Annotated in this window: 7 protein-coding genes; 3 read left to right on the top strand and 4 right to left on the bottom strand. The window is 69.1% G+C overall.

Annotated elements, in window-relative coordinates; genetic code table 11:
• From ACFP2V_RS30310 to ACFP2V_RS30300, 3 genes are all read left to right on the top strand, one after another.
• On the top strand, positions 1-273 hold a 273-nt coding region (locus tag ACFP2V_RS30310; RefSeq protein ID WP_381218497.1), incomplete at its 5' end, for a Scr1 family TA system antitoxin-like transcriptional regulator.
• Positions 270-458, top strand: a complete 189-nt coding sequence (locus tag ACFP2V_RS30305) for a DUF397 domain-containing protein (RefSeq protein ID WP_381218496.1) — start codon at positions 270-272, stop codon at positions 456-458. The genes ACFP2V_RS30310 and ACFP2V_RS30305, both read left to right, overlap by 4 nt.
• A gap of 180 nt (positions 459-638) precedes the next feature.
• Positions 639-1,034, top strand: a complete 396-nt coding sequence (locus ACFP2V_RS30300) for a restriction system modified-DNA reader domain-containing protein (protein ID WP_381218495.1) — start codon at positions 639-641, stop codon at positions 1,032-1,034.
• Positions 1,035-1,322: 288 nt separating this feature from the next.
• Here ACFP2V_RS30300 and ACFP2V_RS30295 read toward each other — a convergent pair whose 3' ends face one another.
• The 4 genes from ACFP2V_RS30295 to ACFP2V_RS30280 form a co-directional block, all read right to left on the bottom strand.
• A complete protein-coding gene (locus ACFP2V_RS30295; protein WP_381218494.1) occupies positions 1,323-6,854 on the bottom strand; it encodes a DNA methyltransferase in 5,532 nt (1,843 codons plus the stop codon).
• A gap of 1 nt (position 6,855) precedes the next feature.
• Positions 6,856-9,888 carry an SNF2-related protein gene (locus ACFP2V_RS30290; protein ID WP_381218493.1) on the bottom strand — a complete coding sequence of 1,011 codons (3,033 nt, stop codon included), beginning with the start codon at positions 9,886-9,888 and terminating at the stop codon, positions 6,856-6,858.
• Between the two features lie 123 nt (positions 9,889-10,011).
• On the bottom strand, positions 10,012-11,214 hold the full coding sequence (locus ACFP2V_RS30285) for a serine/threonine-protein kinase (RefSeq protein ID WP_381218492.1): 1,203 nt from the start codon (positions 11,212-11,214) through the stop codon (positions 10,012-10,014).
• 664 nt (positions 11,215-11,878) lie between these two features.
• Entirely contained in the window at positions 11,879-16,678 is a 4,800-nt protein-coding gene (locus ACFP2V_RS30280; RefSeq protein WP_381218491.1) for a caspase, EACC1-associated type, read from the bottom strand.
• Between the last annotated feature and the right edge of the window lies 1 nt (position 16,679).

Raw genomic sequence — 16,679 nt, 5'->3', positions numbered from 1 at the left:
TCGTCACACTGCCGTGACCTGCACGCCTACAAGATCACCCCGACTTTGAAATCGCCCTGGCCGGATCACGCTGGGTTCGACGGGCCGTTGAGGCTCCTTGAAGCACAGGACAACAAGTGGTTCGGTTACGCGGAGGGACAGCGCGGCGGCCTGCTGATTTCAGACCCGAAGGAGGTCAGCATCACGCTCCAGCGGTATGCGAGACTGCGTTCACAGGCTCTCACCTCCGAGGATTCCAGGAGCCTGCTGAAGCGACTTCGAGGAGCGCTATGAGCAGCATCGACGAACGGGCTTGGTTCAAGAGCAGCTACAGCGGTTCCGACGGTGACGACTGCGTCGAGGTGGCGAAGGGCACGCAGGCGATCCACGTCCGGGACTCTAAGGACCAGCGGAGCCCCGAACTCGCCCTCTCCCCCGCCGCGTGGAGCGACTTCATCATCTACGCCGCGCAGGGCTGACCTTCAAACTGCAAGGCCAGCGCCCCGCATCGGACTCAGTCCCGATGCGGGGCGTCGTCGTACCTACAACCCCGAGGCAACCTGCTTTACACCCAACTCCCCACCCGAATAAGCCTCGAAGCCGCCTCGAACCTCGAAGTTCGGTATGCTGGTGACAGATCCCAACAACCGGGAGGTCCAATGATGCTGCGCAAGATCGATGTTGACGACGAGGTTTACGCACATTTGGAGCAGGCAGCAACACCTTTGGTCGACACCCCAAACTCTGTTCTCCGCCGCCTGCTTGGGCTCGATCACGACACCTCGATCCCAAAGCCCGGTCAGATCTCCCCCCTCGCCAACTTGGTTGCCTCCGGCCGACTGTTAGCGGGTCAACGACTGACGTGGCATCGACGCAACCATAAAAGGACTCATCTCGCTGTCGTAACCAAGGACGGTCGGCTGCGCCTCGAGAACGGCACCACACACAAGAGCCCTTCGGGGGCCTGCGGAGCGATCTCTGGGATCGCCATCAATGGCTGGTCTGCCTGGCACACCGAAGACGGCACACCGCTACAAGCTCTGCGAGACACCTAAAGAAACGTTGCGCCCAGCCGATGGCGCTTCTGCTTGCCCTGGAGGATTCATTTGAACGGCCAGACAGTCGCACTTATATTATTGAGCGCCGGAACCGCCGGCTATATTGCGCACACCAAAGAGAGTTTGGTTCAACCCCTCATGGTGGCCGCGGCTGTTGGAGCACTCATTTTTGCCATGTCCACTTTTCGCGCATGAAAGCACGATAGAGCGAGCCAACTACCCCGCACCCTTAACGGCGCGGGGTAGCCGCTTTTACACTGCGCAACTCTTACAAAGTAGACTTCATCACCCGTAGAGATGCTGCATGAAATAATCGTGCGCAGCTCGCATTTCCCTCTCTCGGTCAGCCTTATAGAAGGGTGCCTCGTAACCCTCAGGAGGAGCAGTTCTCTCGCCGTTCACGTAGGCAATATATTCGTTGTAGTGTTCTTTGCTCTGACCATGACCGTACGAGTTGTGATTTTTTGCGATCTTACGGCCAGAAACGTCAAACCAAGTGTCAGCCTCATAATCTGCAAGAATCGGATACCGCGCTCTATAAATCGCGACCAATTGTTCGGCGGTTAGCCCAAGCCAGACAGCCGTAAGAGCATCCAACTCAACGAGTGCAGCTCGACGCTCATACTCAGACCGAAGCGGGGACGTGTAATCCCACGTCGGCTTAAGGTTTCCCGCGAGTGAGCGAATTCCAGGCCAGGGCAGAGCCCATTCCAGGCTACTTAGCCACGACGAATCAAATAGCTCACACCAAAGCGGAGAATATGCCTCCGTAAGGCAATTCAAGCGGAGGGCCCGAAGCAACAGGTGCCCGGCAAGCGGGTGAGCGGGGTCGGCATAAGGCATTTTGCGCGCCTCAGAAACCTGCAAATGAGAGCGACCCGTGATACGGAGTAGATAATCGAGCGGTAGCGACGCCCAGATCCCAGAATTGAGCACTGTAGCACGGTTATCAGACAGGGCCATTGACTCCACTGTATGAACGTGTGCAGGACCGGGCGGGATCAGGGCAGCAAACAGACTCCTCTCCGTATCGAATGGGATCATGACTCGCCACGCCATCCGATAGAACTCCGTGTATGGGCGGAATAGCCAAATACGGCGCCGCAACAGCTCTCTCTGCTCGGCTTCAGGAAGTCTCAACTCAACGTCGGCCAGAACATTCGAGCGGCTATCCCATTCTTCACAGGAAGGGCTCCATTGCGAACTCAAGCGGCCGTGATCCAACCACCGATCCTGAACGCCCCTGAATTCCCTAAGTCCACAATCGCGAACATAGTTCGTGCGTGGAATCGCGTTTTCCGGGAGCGTCGGCAGATTCCAGCCAGACCAATCACGATTTGTCTTACAGATTGGATTCGGTTGTTTATTGAAGACTGACGTGGCCACACCCAAATGCGGCCCTTGCAAGATTACCTCGTCAAGCGACTCTGGTTTTGTAGTGCCCCATCGGTAAAGACCCAGTTTCTTTGTGGCCAAGTTCTCGAACATTCCGATGGTGATTCTGGGCTCGTGTACACCCAACCGATCTTCGACATTAGCAAGCGCTGTGATAGCACCTTGCTCATCCGTCGTAACCGGGTAGAGTAGCGCTGCCTGGCTAGCGGGGATCGCTGTATCGCCTGAAAGTCGATGCCACTGCGCGAGCAAGCCCGCGTCCACCTCAATCAGACGCGCCCGGTGCGGGCGCAGCTCCCATTGACCCGCCGATTTAATGCCCGGCAACTCACCTTGACCATCGTGCGCAAATGAGTCTCGCAAAGTTGACGGATCAAAAAGCCAGCTGAGATGCGTGAAGCAGATCGGCCCCGCCTCACCATAGATCTGAACGCCAAATTCTGTGTTCGCATGAATCTCCGAGAAGACGCCTCGCCGATTCGAGAAGTGCCCATGTACCTGGAGGTGCCGGTAGGCAGCTTCACGCAATCGACCTTCTTTCACACCACTAAAGTGCGTGTCCGGGTGTACCAATCCAGCCGTTCCACCAAAACCAAAGTGACGCCACACTTGGCACATAAAGGCCCGATAGAGATCTGGTCTTGTACCTGAAATTAGCGTGAATGTGGTCGGGTCGCTGAGGAACTCGGCCATGCCGACGACCGCGGCGAGTTCGCCAAAATAGGACCTGTTTTGTCCGGCATCTGCCAGCACAGCATTCTTGTGCTCTCGCCAACGATCGGCCGACGGCTTCTCACTAAGCTTGAACCAAGGATCGAACTCGGCCAGCACCCTGGCCTCGTCCCAGTCCGGCCGCACCCAAGGCGGGTTCCCCACCTGAAGGTCGAACCCGCCCCCCGGTCCCCGGAACACGTGCGCGAAGTGCAGTTCCCAGTGGAAGAAGCCGTGGCCGTCCTCCGCCTTTATGTCCTTCTCCGTCGTTCCGGCGATGTCCTCGACCGTGTTCAGCCACGGGTAGCGGAACGGCAGCAGCCGGGCCGGTTCCATGCCGAGGAAGCCCTCCAGGCGGTCCTCGACGTCGGTCAGCAGGTCCAGCGCGTCGTCTGGGTTGAGGTTCTCGATGCCGGAGAGCAGCGAGTTCTCGGGCATGTCGACCTTGCCGAGGACGCTCTCCAGGAAGTCCAGCCAGTCACCGAGGCTCTGGAGCGGGACGGTCTTCCGCTCCGGCTGCCCGCCACCGGTCCTGCGGCGCGACGCGCTCCGCGTGGGCCTGGCCTTCGGCCCAGAACCCGCGCCCAGTTCCTCCTGCTCGCCATCTGGGTCGTCGAACAGCCCGGCGGCCCGCCACAGCTGGTCACCGGGAGCGGGACCGGCCGACTCCACGAGCGTCACCGGGGCCACCGGCTCCGCCACCGCTTCCGTGGCGGCCGACTCACGCACGCCCAGCAGCCCCGCCACCGACGACTCGTCGACGAGGGCTCCGCCCGTCCCGTACACCGGGGCAGTGCCGTCGAGTTCGCCGACCTTGTCCAGCGGCCAGAACCACAGGGCGCACCACGCGTCCATCACGGTCTTCAGCCGCCAGTACGGCGTGCCGTGGCGGGTCAGGTCGTCGAGGACCTTCTGCTTGTCCTCCGCCTCCGAGGCCTGCTCCAGCCAGTCCGCGCCCCACACGTCGATGCGGCGGGCGACCGCCCGCTCGGAGAGTTCGAGGCGGGTGGCGACCAGCGACCACAGGAACTCGGCGCGGCGGGCCACGCCCTGCAGCCGGCCCAGTTCGGTCTTCTCCGCCGCCCTGCGCCACCGGTCGTAGCGCTTCTGCCGCGCCTCGGCGGTCTCCTCGCCGCGCTCCTGGAACGGCTTCGGCCCCTTCGGTGCCTTCTGCACCCCCTTGCGCCACTTCCCCAGCGCCTTCGCCGCGTCCTCCGCGAGCTTCTTCGCCTCCGGCTCCCCGGCGACCGCGCCCCAGCCGATGGCGGGCAGCAGGAACTGGTGCACCGCGCCCTCGGGCAGCGGGCCTTCCCGGAACGGCAGGTCGGTCGGCGGGAGGGTGTTCTTCTTCGCCAGCCACTGGCCGTCCGCCAGGACGTCGGCCTTGTAGACCTTGCGGCCCGCGCCGATGAGCGAGTTGCCGCGCCGCAGGTGCAGGCCGAACCAGGGGGCCCGCATGCCCGGGTGCATGGAGTTGAGCCAGAGAGAGACCTCGGCCAGCTCCACCGCCGTGGCGTTGAGGTCGACACCGTAGGCGTTGTGCAGGGCGATGTACGCCTTGGCCTTCTGGAGCTCGATCTGCCGCAGCTCGGGGTCCACCCGGCGGCCCAGCTCGTGCTCGCGCCGCCGCAGGTACTCCGCGGCCACCTGATCGATGGCCTCGTTGAGGAACGCGCCCGAGCCGAGGGCCGGTTCGCAGATCTTCCACTCCAGGAGTTCCCTGGCCTCGGTGACGGTGTCGTGCTGGTCCAGCCGGTGCTTGAGGGCCAGTTCGACGGTGACCTCGGTGAGGGACTTCGGGGTGTAGTAGGAGGCGGAGGTCTGGCGGTCGCGGCCGGCCAGGCGGTAGACGAACGTGCCCTTGGGGTGGACCACCCGCTCCTGGCGGCCGGTCTCCTCGTTGGTCCGGGTGACGAAGACGTCGTCCGCGTAGTGCTGGGCGCGTGAGGCGGGGATGGTCCAGCTGCCGCCGGAGGGGTCGCCGCCCTTGGCGACCTCGTACAGGTCCTCCTCGGCGATGGAGCCGGTGTAGGACATCAGGCCCTCGTACACCGCGCCGAGCTGGTTGATGCCGAGCTGGGCGTAGGAGATGAACCCGCCGCGCTCCCGGCCACGGCCCCGGGTGAGCATCAGGCGGCGCAGCACCTTGTGCAGGGTCTCGTTGCGCAGCCGGGTGTCGAGGAACGGGAGGCGCTTCTCGCCCTCGCCGCCCCGGTAGGCCGGGTTCTCGATCTGCTCGTCCGAGATGAGGCGGACGGCCTCCTTGGTGAACAGCTCGGAGCGCAGGGCCTCGAAGCGCAGGCCCGCGCTCGTGCTGCGGGCGGCGGCGCGGCGGGCGCGGTCGGCCTCGCGGACGCGCTCGGTGTGCTCGGCCCGGGTGATGGCGCCGGCGGCAAGCAGCCGGTCCGCCTCCCGTTCCGCCTCGGCGGCCTCGCGGGCGGCGGCCTCGGCGGCCAGGTCCTCGGGCTCGGTGCCGTAGCGGCGGTGGCCCTTCTCGACCTTGTCGAAGAGCAGGTCCAGTGACTTGTACAGGTGGAAGCCACGCCGGGAGCGCTCGCCGACCAGGTCGCGCAGGACGAGGTCGCCGAGGCGCTGGAGGCCGTAGCCCTGCTCGTACTCGGGGTAGTCGGAGGGCAGGATGCCGAGGGCGGGGCTGGCCTCCGCGTAGAGGAGGAACAGGATCCGGTACAGGTAGCGCAGCGACTCGCGGCTGAGCTCCTTGGCCAGGCGGGCCGGGTCGTCGAGGTCGGCCGGGGTGACGCCGTTCTCCGGGTCGCGCAGACGGGCGAGGACCGCGTTGGCGATCCACTCGACGCTCAGACGCAGGCCCTCGCGCAGCTCGGTGGAGACGCCGACGGCGTGCTTGCCGGACTTGTCGAGGAAGCCGGCGAGCGGTGCGGTGCCGCCCTCTGCGGGAACGCGCAGCGAGTCGGCGCCGAACAGGGCGGCTAGCGTGTCGAGTTCACCGCCGTGGCGGTCGTCGCGCCGGTTGAGGGCGGCGTCGAGGTCGGCGGCCAGGTAGCGGGCCTCGGGCCAGGCGAGGCGGTCGGCGAGGACGATGACGCCGCCGACGAGCAGGAGGACGTGACGCGGGGGTGCGTCGCAGGCGAAGAGGAAGTCGGTGAGGGCCTTGGCGTCTTCGAGCGGAGCCGCCGACGCCTCCAGGTCCACGGGGTGCAGTAGGCGGCCGGCGCCGTCCGGGTCGAGGGCGGCGTCGGGCTCAGTGGTCCAGCCGCAGGAGACGGCGTACAGGCCGGGTTCGGCGTGGACGACCTGGAGGGTGTAGGCGTGGTCGGCGCGGTGGACGGTGACGGTCTGCTCGTGGGCGTCGGTGTAGCCGAGGGCGTGCAGGGTGTCCAGGTGGCTTTCGGTGAACCGCTTCCGCCAGCCCTCGGGTTCGGGTGCGTCGGGGTCGGGGTCGGCGAGCGCTTCCGCGTCCTGGGCGAGGGCGGCGCGGCCCGCGAAGTAGGGGCCGTGCAGGGCGCGCAGTCCCTCGCGGGGGGTTCGGGCGCGCGGGGGCACGGAGTCGGGGCCTAGGCCCTGACGCTTCGCCTCGGCGACGGCGTCGGCGTGCCGGCGGCGTTCCTGCTCCTCGAAGGCGGCCCAGCGGGCGAGGAGGCCGTCCTTGGCCTTGAGGTCCTTAGGGAGGACTTCGGCGAGGTAGTGGGCCGAGAGGTAGTCGCCGTGGTTGACCAGCGAGTCGTACGTCACGTCAGTTCTCCGCCTGGGCGTCGGACGGGTGGGCGTCGGATGCGAAAGGGCCGCCCGCGGCGTCGGCTTCGTCCCCGGCGCCGGGGGCGTCCGCGTCGCCGGGGCGGTCGAGGACGGCCAGGACGCGGAGCAGCGGGCGGCCGGTGGTGTGCAACTGGTCCAGCAGACGGGCCAGTTCGTCGGCGGTCTCCTCGACGAGGCGTTCGCGGCGGCCCGTGATGCCGGGCAGCAGGGAGTCGGCGCGCCACTGGGCGACATGGTCGCGGTAGAGGGCGAGCGGCTCGCTGATCTGTTCCTCCCACTCCGTCCTCCCCGCGTCCAGGTGGGCGCGGGCGGCGGCGACGGCGGCCGGGACGAGGGTCTGGAGCCGGCCCAGGTCGCTCGGCCCGCCGGTGCGGGCGAGCCTCGGGCCGACCTTCGCGTCGCGCAGCGCGTCCGCCATGGGGCGCACCTCGGGTGTTCCGGCGCCGTCGGCACCGAGCCCGGTCACGGCCATCCAGCGCACCACGGTGGGACGGCCGAGGGCGTTGGAGTGGATGCCCTGGACGAGGAACACCGGTCCGTCCACGTGGGGCGTGGTGATGACCGGGGCCTCCTGTGGGCCGAACTCGACGAGGACCTTGTCCGTCAGCCACTCCACCACCGGGTGGATGTCGGTGAGGAAGGAGACCTCCGGCCACATGGTGGTACTGCTGTCCCTGGCCTCGGTGAGCTTCCGCTGCGCGAGGGTGCGGTCGAAGGTGACCAGCATGCGCTCGGCGACGCGCTGCTCCCTCAGGTAGGAGGGCGGCAGGGCCTTGAGACGGTGGAGCAGGTCGGGGGCCTTGACCGGGGAGAGCGAGAAGTACGCGCCGCCCTTGGCGTCGGTGCCGGACGACAGGCCGATCAGGTCCTCGGCACGCTCCTCGTAGACCACGTCGAGGGCGGTGTCGACGAAGGCGGCCGTGTCGCCCTCGAAGAGGGAGATCAGCTCGGCGCGTGCGGGCAGTTCCTGCTCGGTGATCGAGTCCACCTGGCCGAACAGGTCGGCGAGCGCGGTGTCGTCGGTCGGGGCGGACTCCAGGAAGTCCTCGACCGTGCCGCCCCGGACCAGTTCCCTGATGAGCCGGCGCTCCTCCTCCTCGGCCCGGTAGAGACCGGACACGGCCTCGGCCGTGCCGTCCAGCTTGTGCGCCTCCTCCTCCCGGCGGAGCAGCTTCTCGGCGACCGTGCGGTCGTCCTTGGCCCCGGGGACGGCGGAGGTGAGGATCAGGGCACTGAACTGGGGCTCGTGCTTCTGCCCGTACCGGTCGATACGGCCGTTGCGCTGCTCGATGCGGATCAGCGACCACGGGATGTCGTAGTGGATCAGGTGGTGGCACTGGCGGTGCAGGTTGACACCCTCGGAGGCGACGTCGCCGGTGAACAGCAGCCGGACCGGGTTGTCGGCCAGGCCGAACGCCTCCAGGACCTTGGCCTGTTCGTCGTCGCTGAGGCCGCCGTGCATGACGGTGACGGCCTTCGCCGTGCCGTCGGCCGCGACCGGGAAGCCCAGACGGGCGGGGACGACCTCGGCCAGCCACGTGAGCGTGCGGACCCGTTCGGAGAAGACCACGGCCCGGGTGGCGGACCGGGGGCCGACGCCGATCTCCTTCAGCTGCTCGACGAGCGCGTCGAGTTTGGCGGAGTCACCGGGGGCGGTGCCGTCGCCCATGCCGGCGACGATCTCCCGCAGCCGGGCGAGGGCCTGCTGCTCCGGGCCGATGGCCGGATCGGGGCTGAGCCCCTTCTCCTCGGCTTTGCGGATCCGCTCGCCCAGTGCGGCGATGCGGTTGTCGACCGTCTCACCGAGGGCCACGTGGGAGGAGAGGAACGTCTTGAGCAGGTTGTAGGCGAAGAGCTGCTCGGTGGCGACCGACGTACGGTCCTGGTCGGCCGTCCCGAACTCCGTACTCGTCGGTGGGGCGGGAAGCCAGTGCTCGGTCAGCTCGGCGAAGAGCCGCTCCTCCGCCTCGGTGGCGGCGCAGTGGAGGGAGACGGTGGGGCCGCGGTCGGGCCACTCGGTGCCCATCTCCTCGCGCACCTCGGGGCTGATCTTGGTCCGGCGGATGTAGAGGTGGCCGAGGTCCTGCGCCGGATCGTAGTGGTCGCGGTCGGCGATGGCGGCCGGGTCGAGGAGGGAGATCAGGTCGGCGAAGGAGCGCTTGTCGCCGTTGTGCGGGGTGGCGCTGGCGAGCAGCAGGGCGTCCGTGCGCGGGGCGAGGATCTCGGCGAGGGCACGGCGCTGGCTGCCGGGGTTGATCAGGTTGTGGGACTCGTCGATGACGACGGCGTCCCAGCGGATGCGCTCCAGGTGGTGCCGGTACTGGCCGATGTTCTTGAGCGTGTCCACGGAGATGATCACGCGCTTGTAGTGCGTGAACGGGTTCCGGCCTGCCGGGATCTCCCGCTGGATGCGCTGGATGCCGAGGGAGTCGAGCCGTACGAGGGGGATCGAGAAACGGGTCCACAGCTCGTGCTGGAACTGCTCCAGGATGCTCTGCGGGGTGACGACCAGGATGCGCTCGCCGCGGCCACGGCGGATGAGCTCCGCCAGGGTCAGGCCGATCTCCAGCGTCTTGCCGAGACCGACGACGTCGGCGATCAGAACCCGCGGGCGGAGGTTGCGCATGGACAGGGCGAGCTCGGCGGGGCGCTGCTGGTAGACGAGCGGGTCAAGCAGGAAGCGGTCGGCGAGGGCGAGGCCCCGCTCCGACTGGGGCAGCGGCGTCTTGCGCAGGACGGCTTCGAGGAACAGCCGACTGCGTCGGAAGTACGAGGAGGTGTCGGGAACCAGGCGGGTCTTCTCCGGGTCGAGCAGCTCCACCTCGTCGATCCCGCTGAAGAAGACGGCTTCCTCGTCCCGGACGAACTCGGAGACGCCGACGGCTTCGATCCGCTCCCCGTCGTGGTCGGTCGTGGTGGTGTTGCGGACCAGCCACTCCTCGTCCCGTACGAGGATCTGCGCCCCCGGCGGGAACCGGGTCCCGTCCTGCGTCGCCCCCTGATCGGTCACCTGCGGCCCCTCAGTCTTCCTGTTCGTCCTGCGGTCCTGCGGTCCTGCGACGGCAAGTCTGTCACGGAGGGCGGAGAGGGGGCCGGGGGTCGTGCGGGCTTCCTGCGGGCGGGGCGGAGCGGCTCAGAAGAGTGCCTCCCGGGCGTATGCGGAACGGATCCGCTCGGCGATCCGCAGGGGCGCCGAGGGGCGGACGCCGGTGGCCCTGCCGCCTGTGGGCGGGGTTCCGTCCGGTCCGAGGACGATGTCCCGCGGGGCGGAAGGACCGGCGCCGCTCCCGGGCTCCCCGCCGGGTTCGTCGTCGACGGCGTGCTGCCCCGCCCCGGCCGACACCGGCGCGCCCGCCTGCTCCTCGTCCTCCACCGCCGCAGGATCGACGTCGGTGGGCGTGTAAGCGGGAACGCCGGATCCAGGCGCGGGCTCGAGGGCCGGGGCGGGGAGCTGGGGCACGACGATCTCGGGCGTCAGGTCGGTGAGGCGGCGCTTGGCCTGGAGGGCGGTCAGGCCCTGGTCGCGGATGACCCGCACCAGCCGCTCGATGATCTCGGGCAGAGTCGGCCGGGTGCCGGGGTCCGGCGCGAGCATGTCCGTGATCAGGGGCCCGAGCTCCGGTGGCAGACCCGTCAGGTCGGGAGGAGTCGCCGGATCCTCGATCTGCAGGGCGACGGCCTGCCAGGTCGGCCCCTCGTACGGATAGTGCCCGGTGGCGGCGAACAGCAGCACCGCACCGAGCGCGTAGACGTCGGCCGACCGGTCCAGCCGCTGCTCGCCCCGGGCCTGCTCCGGCGGCATGCACAGCACGCTGCCGACGACGAAACCGGCCGCCGTCAGGGTGGTGCGACGCTCCGCGAGCACGGCGAGACCGAAGTCGATCACCTTGGGGCCGTACCGGGACAGCAGGATGTTCTGCGGCTTCAGGTCACGGTGGAGCAGCCCCGCATCGTGCACCGTGCCGAGGCCCTCCGCCAGCAGCGCCCCGAGGCTGGCGGTCTCGACGAGCGGGAGGGGGCCATGCCCGGCGACAAGGGTGCGCAGATCCGGTCCGGGGACGTACTCCACCGCGAGCCACGGCTGATCGGCGTCCGCATCGGCTCCCACGAAGGCCGCGACGAACGGCCCGTAGACCGTGCGCAGACTGTCCACCTCGGACAGGAAGCGCACGCGGGTGTCCTCGTCGAGGACGGAGGGCTTGATGACCTTCACGGCGGCCTGATGGCCGGCCGGGGACTCGCCGAGAAACACCTGGCCCATACCGCCGGCCCCGATCCGGCACACGAGCGTGAAGCCCCCGACCGTCTTCGGGTCGTCGTCCTTCAGTGGTTCCACGGTGCCGCGCCTCCCCCTGTGCGGCCTGTCACCGCTGCTCCGGAATGTGGGTCGACCGCACCGGAGTCAGTCTATGCAAGCCCGCGCTTCCTCCGTGCCGCCTCCACGGGCGGGCGCCCGCGCGTCCTGAGCAGCGGGGCGGGTCGCGACCCGGCGAACTTGCTCCGCGCGTACGTTCTTGGGCACCTTGCCGAGGAGCAGGGCTGCGTCAGCCAGTCCCGTACCGATCTCAGCAAGTCCAGCCGCGCGGGGTTGCCGGAGAAGGGGCGCAGAACACTCCACTGGTATGGCAGGTGCCGGGACATGAGGCAGTAAGGCGCTGATGGACGGCACAGCACGACATCGACCGCGCAATCGCCAACCATCTCAACGAGCGCTGACGAGCGGCCTGCTGTTCATCGCCATCGGCGTCGCCGCGACCAACCTGAATGGCATCGCATCGCTGAACCGCTGGATCACCGACAGCCGCCCCTCCCCCGAGTTATGTTTTCCGCAGTCCTGCAAGAGGGCCGCTGGCCTCCGGGCCCGGCATGACTGTGTCCCCCGTCGGAGAAGGCGACCACGAGATCCGTGGACTTCGGCACGACGCCCTAGCCTGGAGGATCCTGCGCAACCACCGGTTCCAAAGGGCGACGGGATTCATCACGCCAAGGGTGGCGCCGAGTCAGTCGCAGGACGCGCGGTGGGTCAGGTGCGGGAACAGCTGCTCCCATCGGTCCTCGGGGATGCTTGAGGAGTAGGACGCGCACAGGTCCTTGTAGAGGCCGTCGGTGGCAAAGTCGAGCACGTAGGTCGTCTCCGGTGTCATGCCGGAGGTGCCGTAGTCGGTGACGGCCAGCCATCGGGGGCCCTGCGGTGGTTTCGCCGGCGGCACGTGTACCGCGTCCGCGTTCTCCAGCGTGAGGAGCTCGGGGGTGTCCCACCGCCCGTCCTTCCCGACGGACCAGATGCGATGGGGCTCGCTCGTCACCGCGTAGCGGCTGTCGGAGGTCATGCTGATCGACCTGACCTCGCGGTCGAGCAGGAGGTCGTAACCCTTCTTCACCGGGTCCGCCGGATCGGAGACGTCCCAGAACTCGACGCTTCCATCGGCCAGCGTCGCCGCAAGCTGCCCCTTGCCCGTGGGGAAGTAACCCCTCGGTGCGGCGGGGAGCCGGCCACCCTTGACGGGGTGCGCGGGCCGGGAGAGGTCCCAGAGCCGGATCTCCTCCGTCACCTCCTCGGTGACGAGCAGCCGGGACGAGCCGACGTACATCGCGCCCTCCATCGACGCCGCCTCGTCGATGCGACGACCCTTGCGGGGCCGGGCGGGGTCGGAGACGTCCCAGAACCTGATGTGCCGGCCTTTCTCCACCGTCGCCAGCCACCGTTCTCCGGCGAACCATATGCTTCCCAAGCTTCCGAGCGTGCCGCCCGCCCTCACCCCGACCGCGCCCCGGCGCACGGGTTTCGCCGGATCCCGGATGTCCCACAGGGCGGTGTCGGGTTCCTCGTGCGAGCCCACCGCGAGGAGCATGCCGTCGGGACTCACGGCGATGCTCGGGATGTCGGCGGTGAACCGGATACCGGCACTCTTCTTCACACCTCCGTCGGGCTCCAACTGCCAGAGCTGGAGGGTGTGGTCCAGCCCTTCGGTCCAGTGATGGGCCAGGAGCATGGGCGTCTTGCGCCGGGTCAGGAAGTACTTCGCCTCCCATCCGCTCGGCAGGGTGTACCGGACCTTCGGCGCCTTCAGGTCGCTGACGTCCCACACCCTCGTCGTGGACGTGAGCCGGCCCGCGTCGCTCTGCGAGGTGATGACCAGCTCACCATCGGCGGTGAACGGGCCGGTGCCCATCTGGGGCGGGACGTCGATGCCGCCCGCGAACGCCGGTGCCCAGGGCCGGTCGGGCCACATCCGTATCTCTCCGCCCACCTCGCCGGCCGCCAGATACCTGCTGTCCGGGCTGAACGCGACCGACTGGGAAGGTTCACCCGTCGGCAGAGTCACCTCAGGCAGGCGGTCCACCAGATCCGACACCTTCCCGGTCGTGTCGGCCCGTTTGACGCCGCTCTCGCGGTCCGCTCCCGCCAGGAACCTGCCGTCCTTGCTGAAAGCCAGTGACGGCATGCCGTAGCTGTTGTCACCCCAGGTGTCCATGTACAGCTCCGCCTCCACCCGTCGCAGGTCCCGCCCGTCCTCCCTCACCTCCCACCAGGCAATCTTTCCCGCTCCGCCGGTTGCGACCACCAGGTCGCGGCGGGGGTGGGCGGCCACCGCCATGACCGTCTCGGCCTGTTCCGTGTCCCGCAGCACGGGCCGGTCCGGGTCGCCGACGTCCCACAGCCGCACCTGTGCGGGCTCGCTGTCCGTGTCCCCGTTGCCGTTACCCGTGATCAGATGGCCTCCGTCGCGGGTGAAGGCCAAAGAGATCAATTCCGACGTGGCGACCGTCCGCTGCGCTCGCAGCGTGGGCCGGGCGGGGTCGCTCACGTTCCAGAGCCGCAGCAGTCCCTTCTTGCTGCCCGCCGCAAGGGTCCGGCCGTCCTTGCTGAAGGCCAGCGTGTACGTCCCCTGGTGGGCGAGCCGCACCAAGGAAAGCCGCCTCGGCCGCTGCGGGTCCGCGGTGTCCCACAGCGTCAGTTCGTCCGCCGACTGTGCGGCGAGGATCCGTGAGCGTGGATGATAGGCGATGGCCGAACTGCTCTTCAGCTTGAACCGGCCCGCTTCAACGGGCTCGGTCGGCGCGGACATGTCCCACAACTGGACACGACCGCCCTCGGACCCGTTGCCCCGGTGACTCGCGGCCAGGACCTTGCCGTCCGGGCTGTAGGCGACGTTGAGCACGGGCACGCGATACGGCTTCTCGGGCACGAGGTGGACCGGTGTGACGGTCATCGACGCCGTGTACAGGCTGGAGCGGGTCTCCGGAGTCACCGCCGTGCGGTACGCGGCCAGGCTGAGGCTGAGCGCGGTCCGCGGGTCGTGGCCGCGCAGGGCGTCGGCCTTGGTGGCCAGCTCCCTGGCGATCAGGCTCTTCTCCCGGCTCGCCGCCTGCCCGTTCTCGTAAAACGCCCACCCGAAGAGAGACGCCGCCACCAGGGCCAGGGCCGAAAGGGAGGCGATCCACGCCCGCGTGACGAGGCGTCGCCGGCGCTGCGCCCGGTCGCTCGCGGCGACGAAGTCCCCCACCACATGCGGGACGGGCACGCGGACGCCCGCCGGTGCGGCTGCGACGGCCGAACCACCGCCGGTTGCCGCTTGACAGGCTTCCTGGGCCGGTCGGCTGCCCTGGACGGACGGGGCTTCCCGGGCCGGTCGGCTGTCCTGAGTCTGTCTGCCGGCCCGAGCGGGCGGCGGGGCTTCCCGGGTCGGCCGGGCATGCTCCGTGGTGAGCTTCTTCGCCTCCTCCAGGGCATCGCCCTCGTAGAGGCCGCTCGGCTTCCGTCCGGCCTCGGCCCAGCCTTCCGCCGCCGCGGTCAGCCGGCGGAGTCTCAGCAGGTCGTCCCGCACCTCGTCGATCCAGCCGCTCAGCCTCGTCCACGCGTGCAGCAGCGAATCGTGGCCGAGTTGCGCGCCGCCCTCCTCGTCGACGACGACCAGGCGGGCGTCCGCGAGCCGGCGCAGCAGGTCCTCGCTGCCGGCCGACTCCGCCGGCAGCACCCGGCGGCGGACCAGCCGCCCCTCGCCGTCGGCGACGTGGACCATGGCCAGCAGGAGGCTCCGCAGCGCCGTGCGGCCGGTGTCGTCGAGGGAGTCGTGGATCCTGTCGGCGGCCGTGGCCACCGCGCCCCGTATGCCTCCGGCGGCGGCGTACCCGGCGTACGTCAGCGTCGTCCCCCGGCGCCGCAACCAGATCTCGGGGAGGGCGTAGGCCAGGAAGGGCAGCGCCGCGGCATCACCCGTGGCGCGTCGCTCCTCGTTCACATCGCGCCGCAGGAGCTGCGGCACTCCCTCCTCCCACCGCAGACCCGCGTACTGGGCGGGGCGCACGATCGCGGCCTCGACCTCGTCGTCGGCCAGCGCGGGCACGGCGAAGTGGCCCGGCCGCACGACGGGCGCCAGACGGGGGTCGCTCAGGGCGTCGCCGTAGTAGTCGGCGCGCAGGGCCAGGACGAGACGCGGACCGGACGTCGGGCCCTCGGCCCCCTCCTCGTCCGTGTCCGCACCCGCTCCCGCTCCCGCTCCCGCGGTGAGGGCGGCGGCGAACCGCTCGCGTTCGGCCTCGTCCGAGCAGAGCGTGAAGTACTCCTCGAGCTGGTCGATCACGAGGAGACGCGGTGCCTGCCCGGCCCCGGCCCCCGTCGCCGCAGGCCGGGTGAAGCGCCCGCGTTCCAAATCCCGTACGACGTCGGCGGGGGCTCTGCCCACCGCTGCCGCCCACGCCTCGGCAAGGCTCCGGAAGGGCCGCTCACCCGGCGCGGGCACCAGCCGCACGGGACCGAGCCCCGCCTGCTCCGCGGCCACGCTGAGCCCCGCCCGTAGGAGCGAGGACTTGCCGACCCCCGACGGCCCCACCAGGACCACCGGCTCACCGGGACGCGCCTGTTCGACGCGGCGCAGCAGCTCCTGGGTCAGCTCCTCGCGGCCGAAGAAGAGACGGTGCTGCTCGGGGAGAAAGGGAAGGATGCCGGGGTAGGGGCAGACGGCATCCGGATCCGGGGCATCGGCCGCCCGCTGTTCGGCGGGCGGGCCCGACAGCGGCTCGTACCGCCGGTTGACGGCGAGGGTCAGCTCGCCCATCCGCGAGGTGCCACCGCCGTACGGGCGGGCGGCGCTGCCCTGGAACCGCTGGTCGAGCAGCCGGTAGACGCCGGCCAGCGTCAGCCACTTCGGGCCGCTCGCGTCACCCTCCCGCAGAAGGCTGAGCAGCTGGCCGCTGAAGAGGGTGTGCTCCGCGTCCTGCGGGGCGTACGCCAAGGCGTTGCGCATCGCCGAGGCGAGCAGATAGCTGCCGGTGGGCCGGGCACCGGCGAACGGGTCCGAGGCGGCCGGCCGGCCGGGCTCCCGCGCGTTGCCCGCGAAGCAGCAGTCGAGGATCACGACCGGGTCGGCGGCGGCGTCGCTCAGATAGCGCTCGACCTCCGTGTAGGGAACGGAGTGCGCCATATCGGCCTGGGACTTGGTGCTCGCTGTGGCCAAGTAGAGCTGCTGGCCGGGGCCGCGCAGCCCGTGCCCGACGAAGTAGAGGAGGACGGTTCCGCGCTCGTACCGCTGCTCGGTGGGCTCGGCGCGGCCGATGGCCGTCGCCAGTGCCTCCAGGACACCGCTCGGCGACGTCGGATCGGTGAGCAGCGTGACCCGGTCGCCCATACCGCACACCGTGCTCAGGGTCTCGGCCACGTCCTGCGCCGACCGGACAGCGGACGGCAGCTCGGGCAGTTGCCGTCCCGGATGGGCGGCCGTCCCGACCACCAGCGCGTGGCAGCCGGATGCCGCCAGATCCGCTCTCGCCAGTAGATCCGGCACGTCCCCCGGAGCCATG

The sequence above is a fragment of the Streptomyces incanus genome (assembly GCF_042656345.1).
Classification (GTDB): Bacteria; Actinomycetota; Actinomycetes; order Streptomycetales; family Streptomycetaceae; genus Streptomyces; species Streptomyces incanus.
The sequence above is the reverse complement of the archived record's forward strand: the minus strand, read 5'-3'. Positions and strand labels throughout refer to the sequence as shown.

Excerpts from the sequence above, each read along its gene's own strand:
- ACFP2V_RS30305 (WP_381218496.1), top strand. The coding sequence starts at position 270 with ATGAGCAGCATCGACGAACGGGCTTGGTTCAAGAGCAGCTACAGCGGT.
- ACFP2V_RS30300 (WP_381218495.1), top strand. The coding sequence starts at position 639 with ATGATGCTGCGCAAGATCGATGTTGACGACGAGGTTTACGCACATTTG.
- ACFP2V_RS30280 (WP_381218491.1), bottom strand. The coding sequence starts at position 16,678 with ATGGCTCCGGGGGACGTGCCGGATCTACTGGCGAGAGCGGATCTGGCG.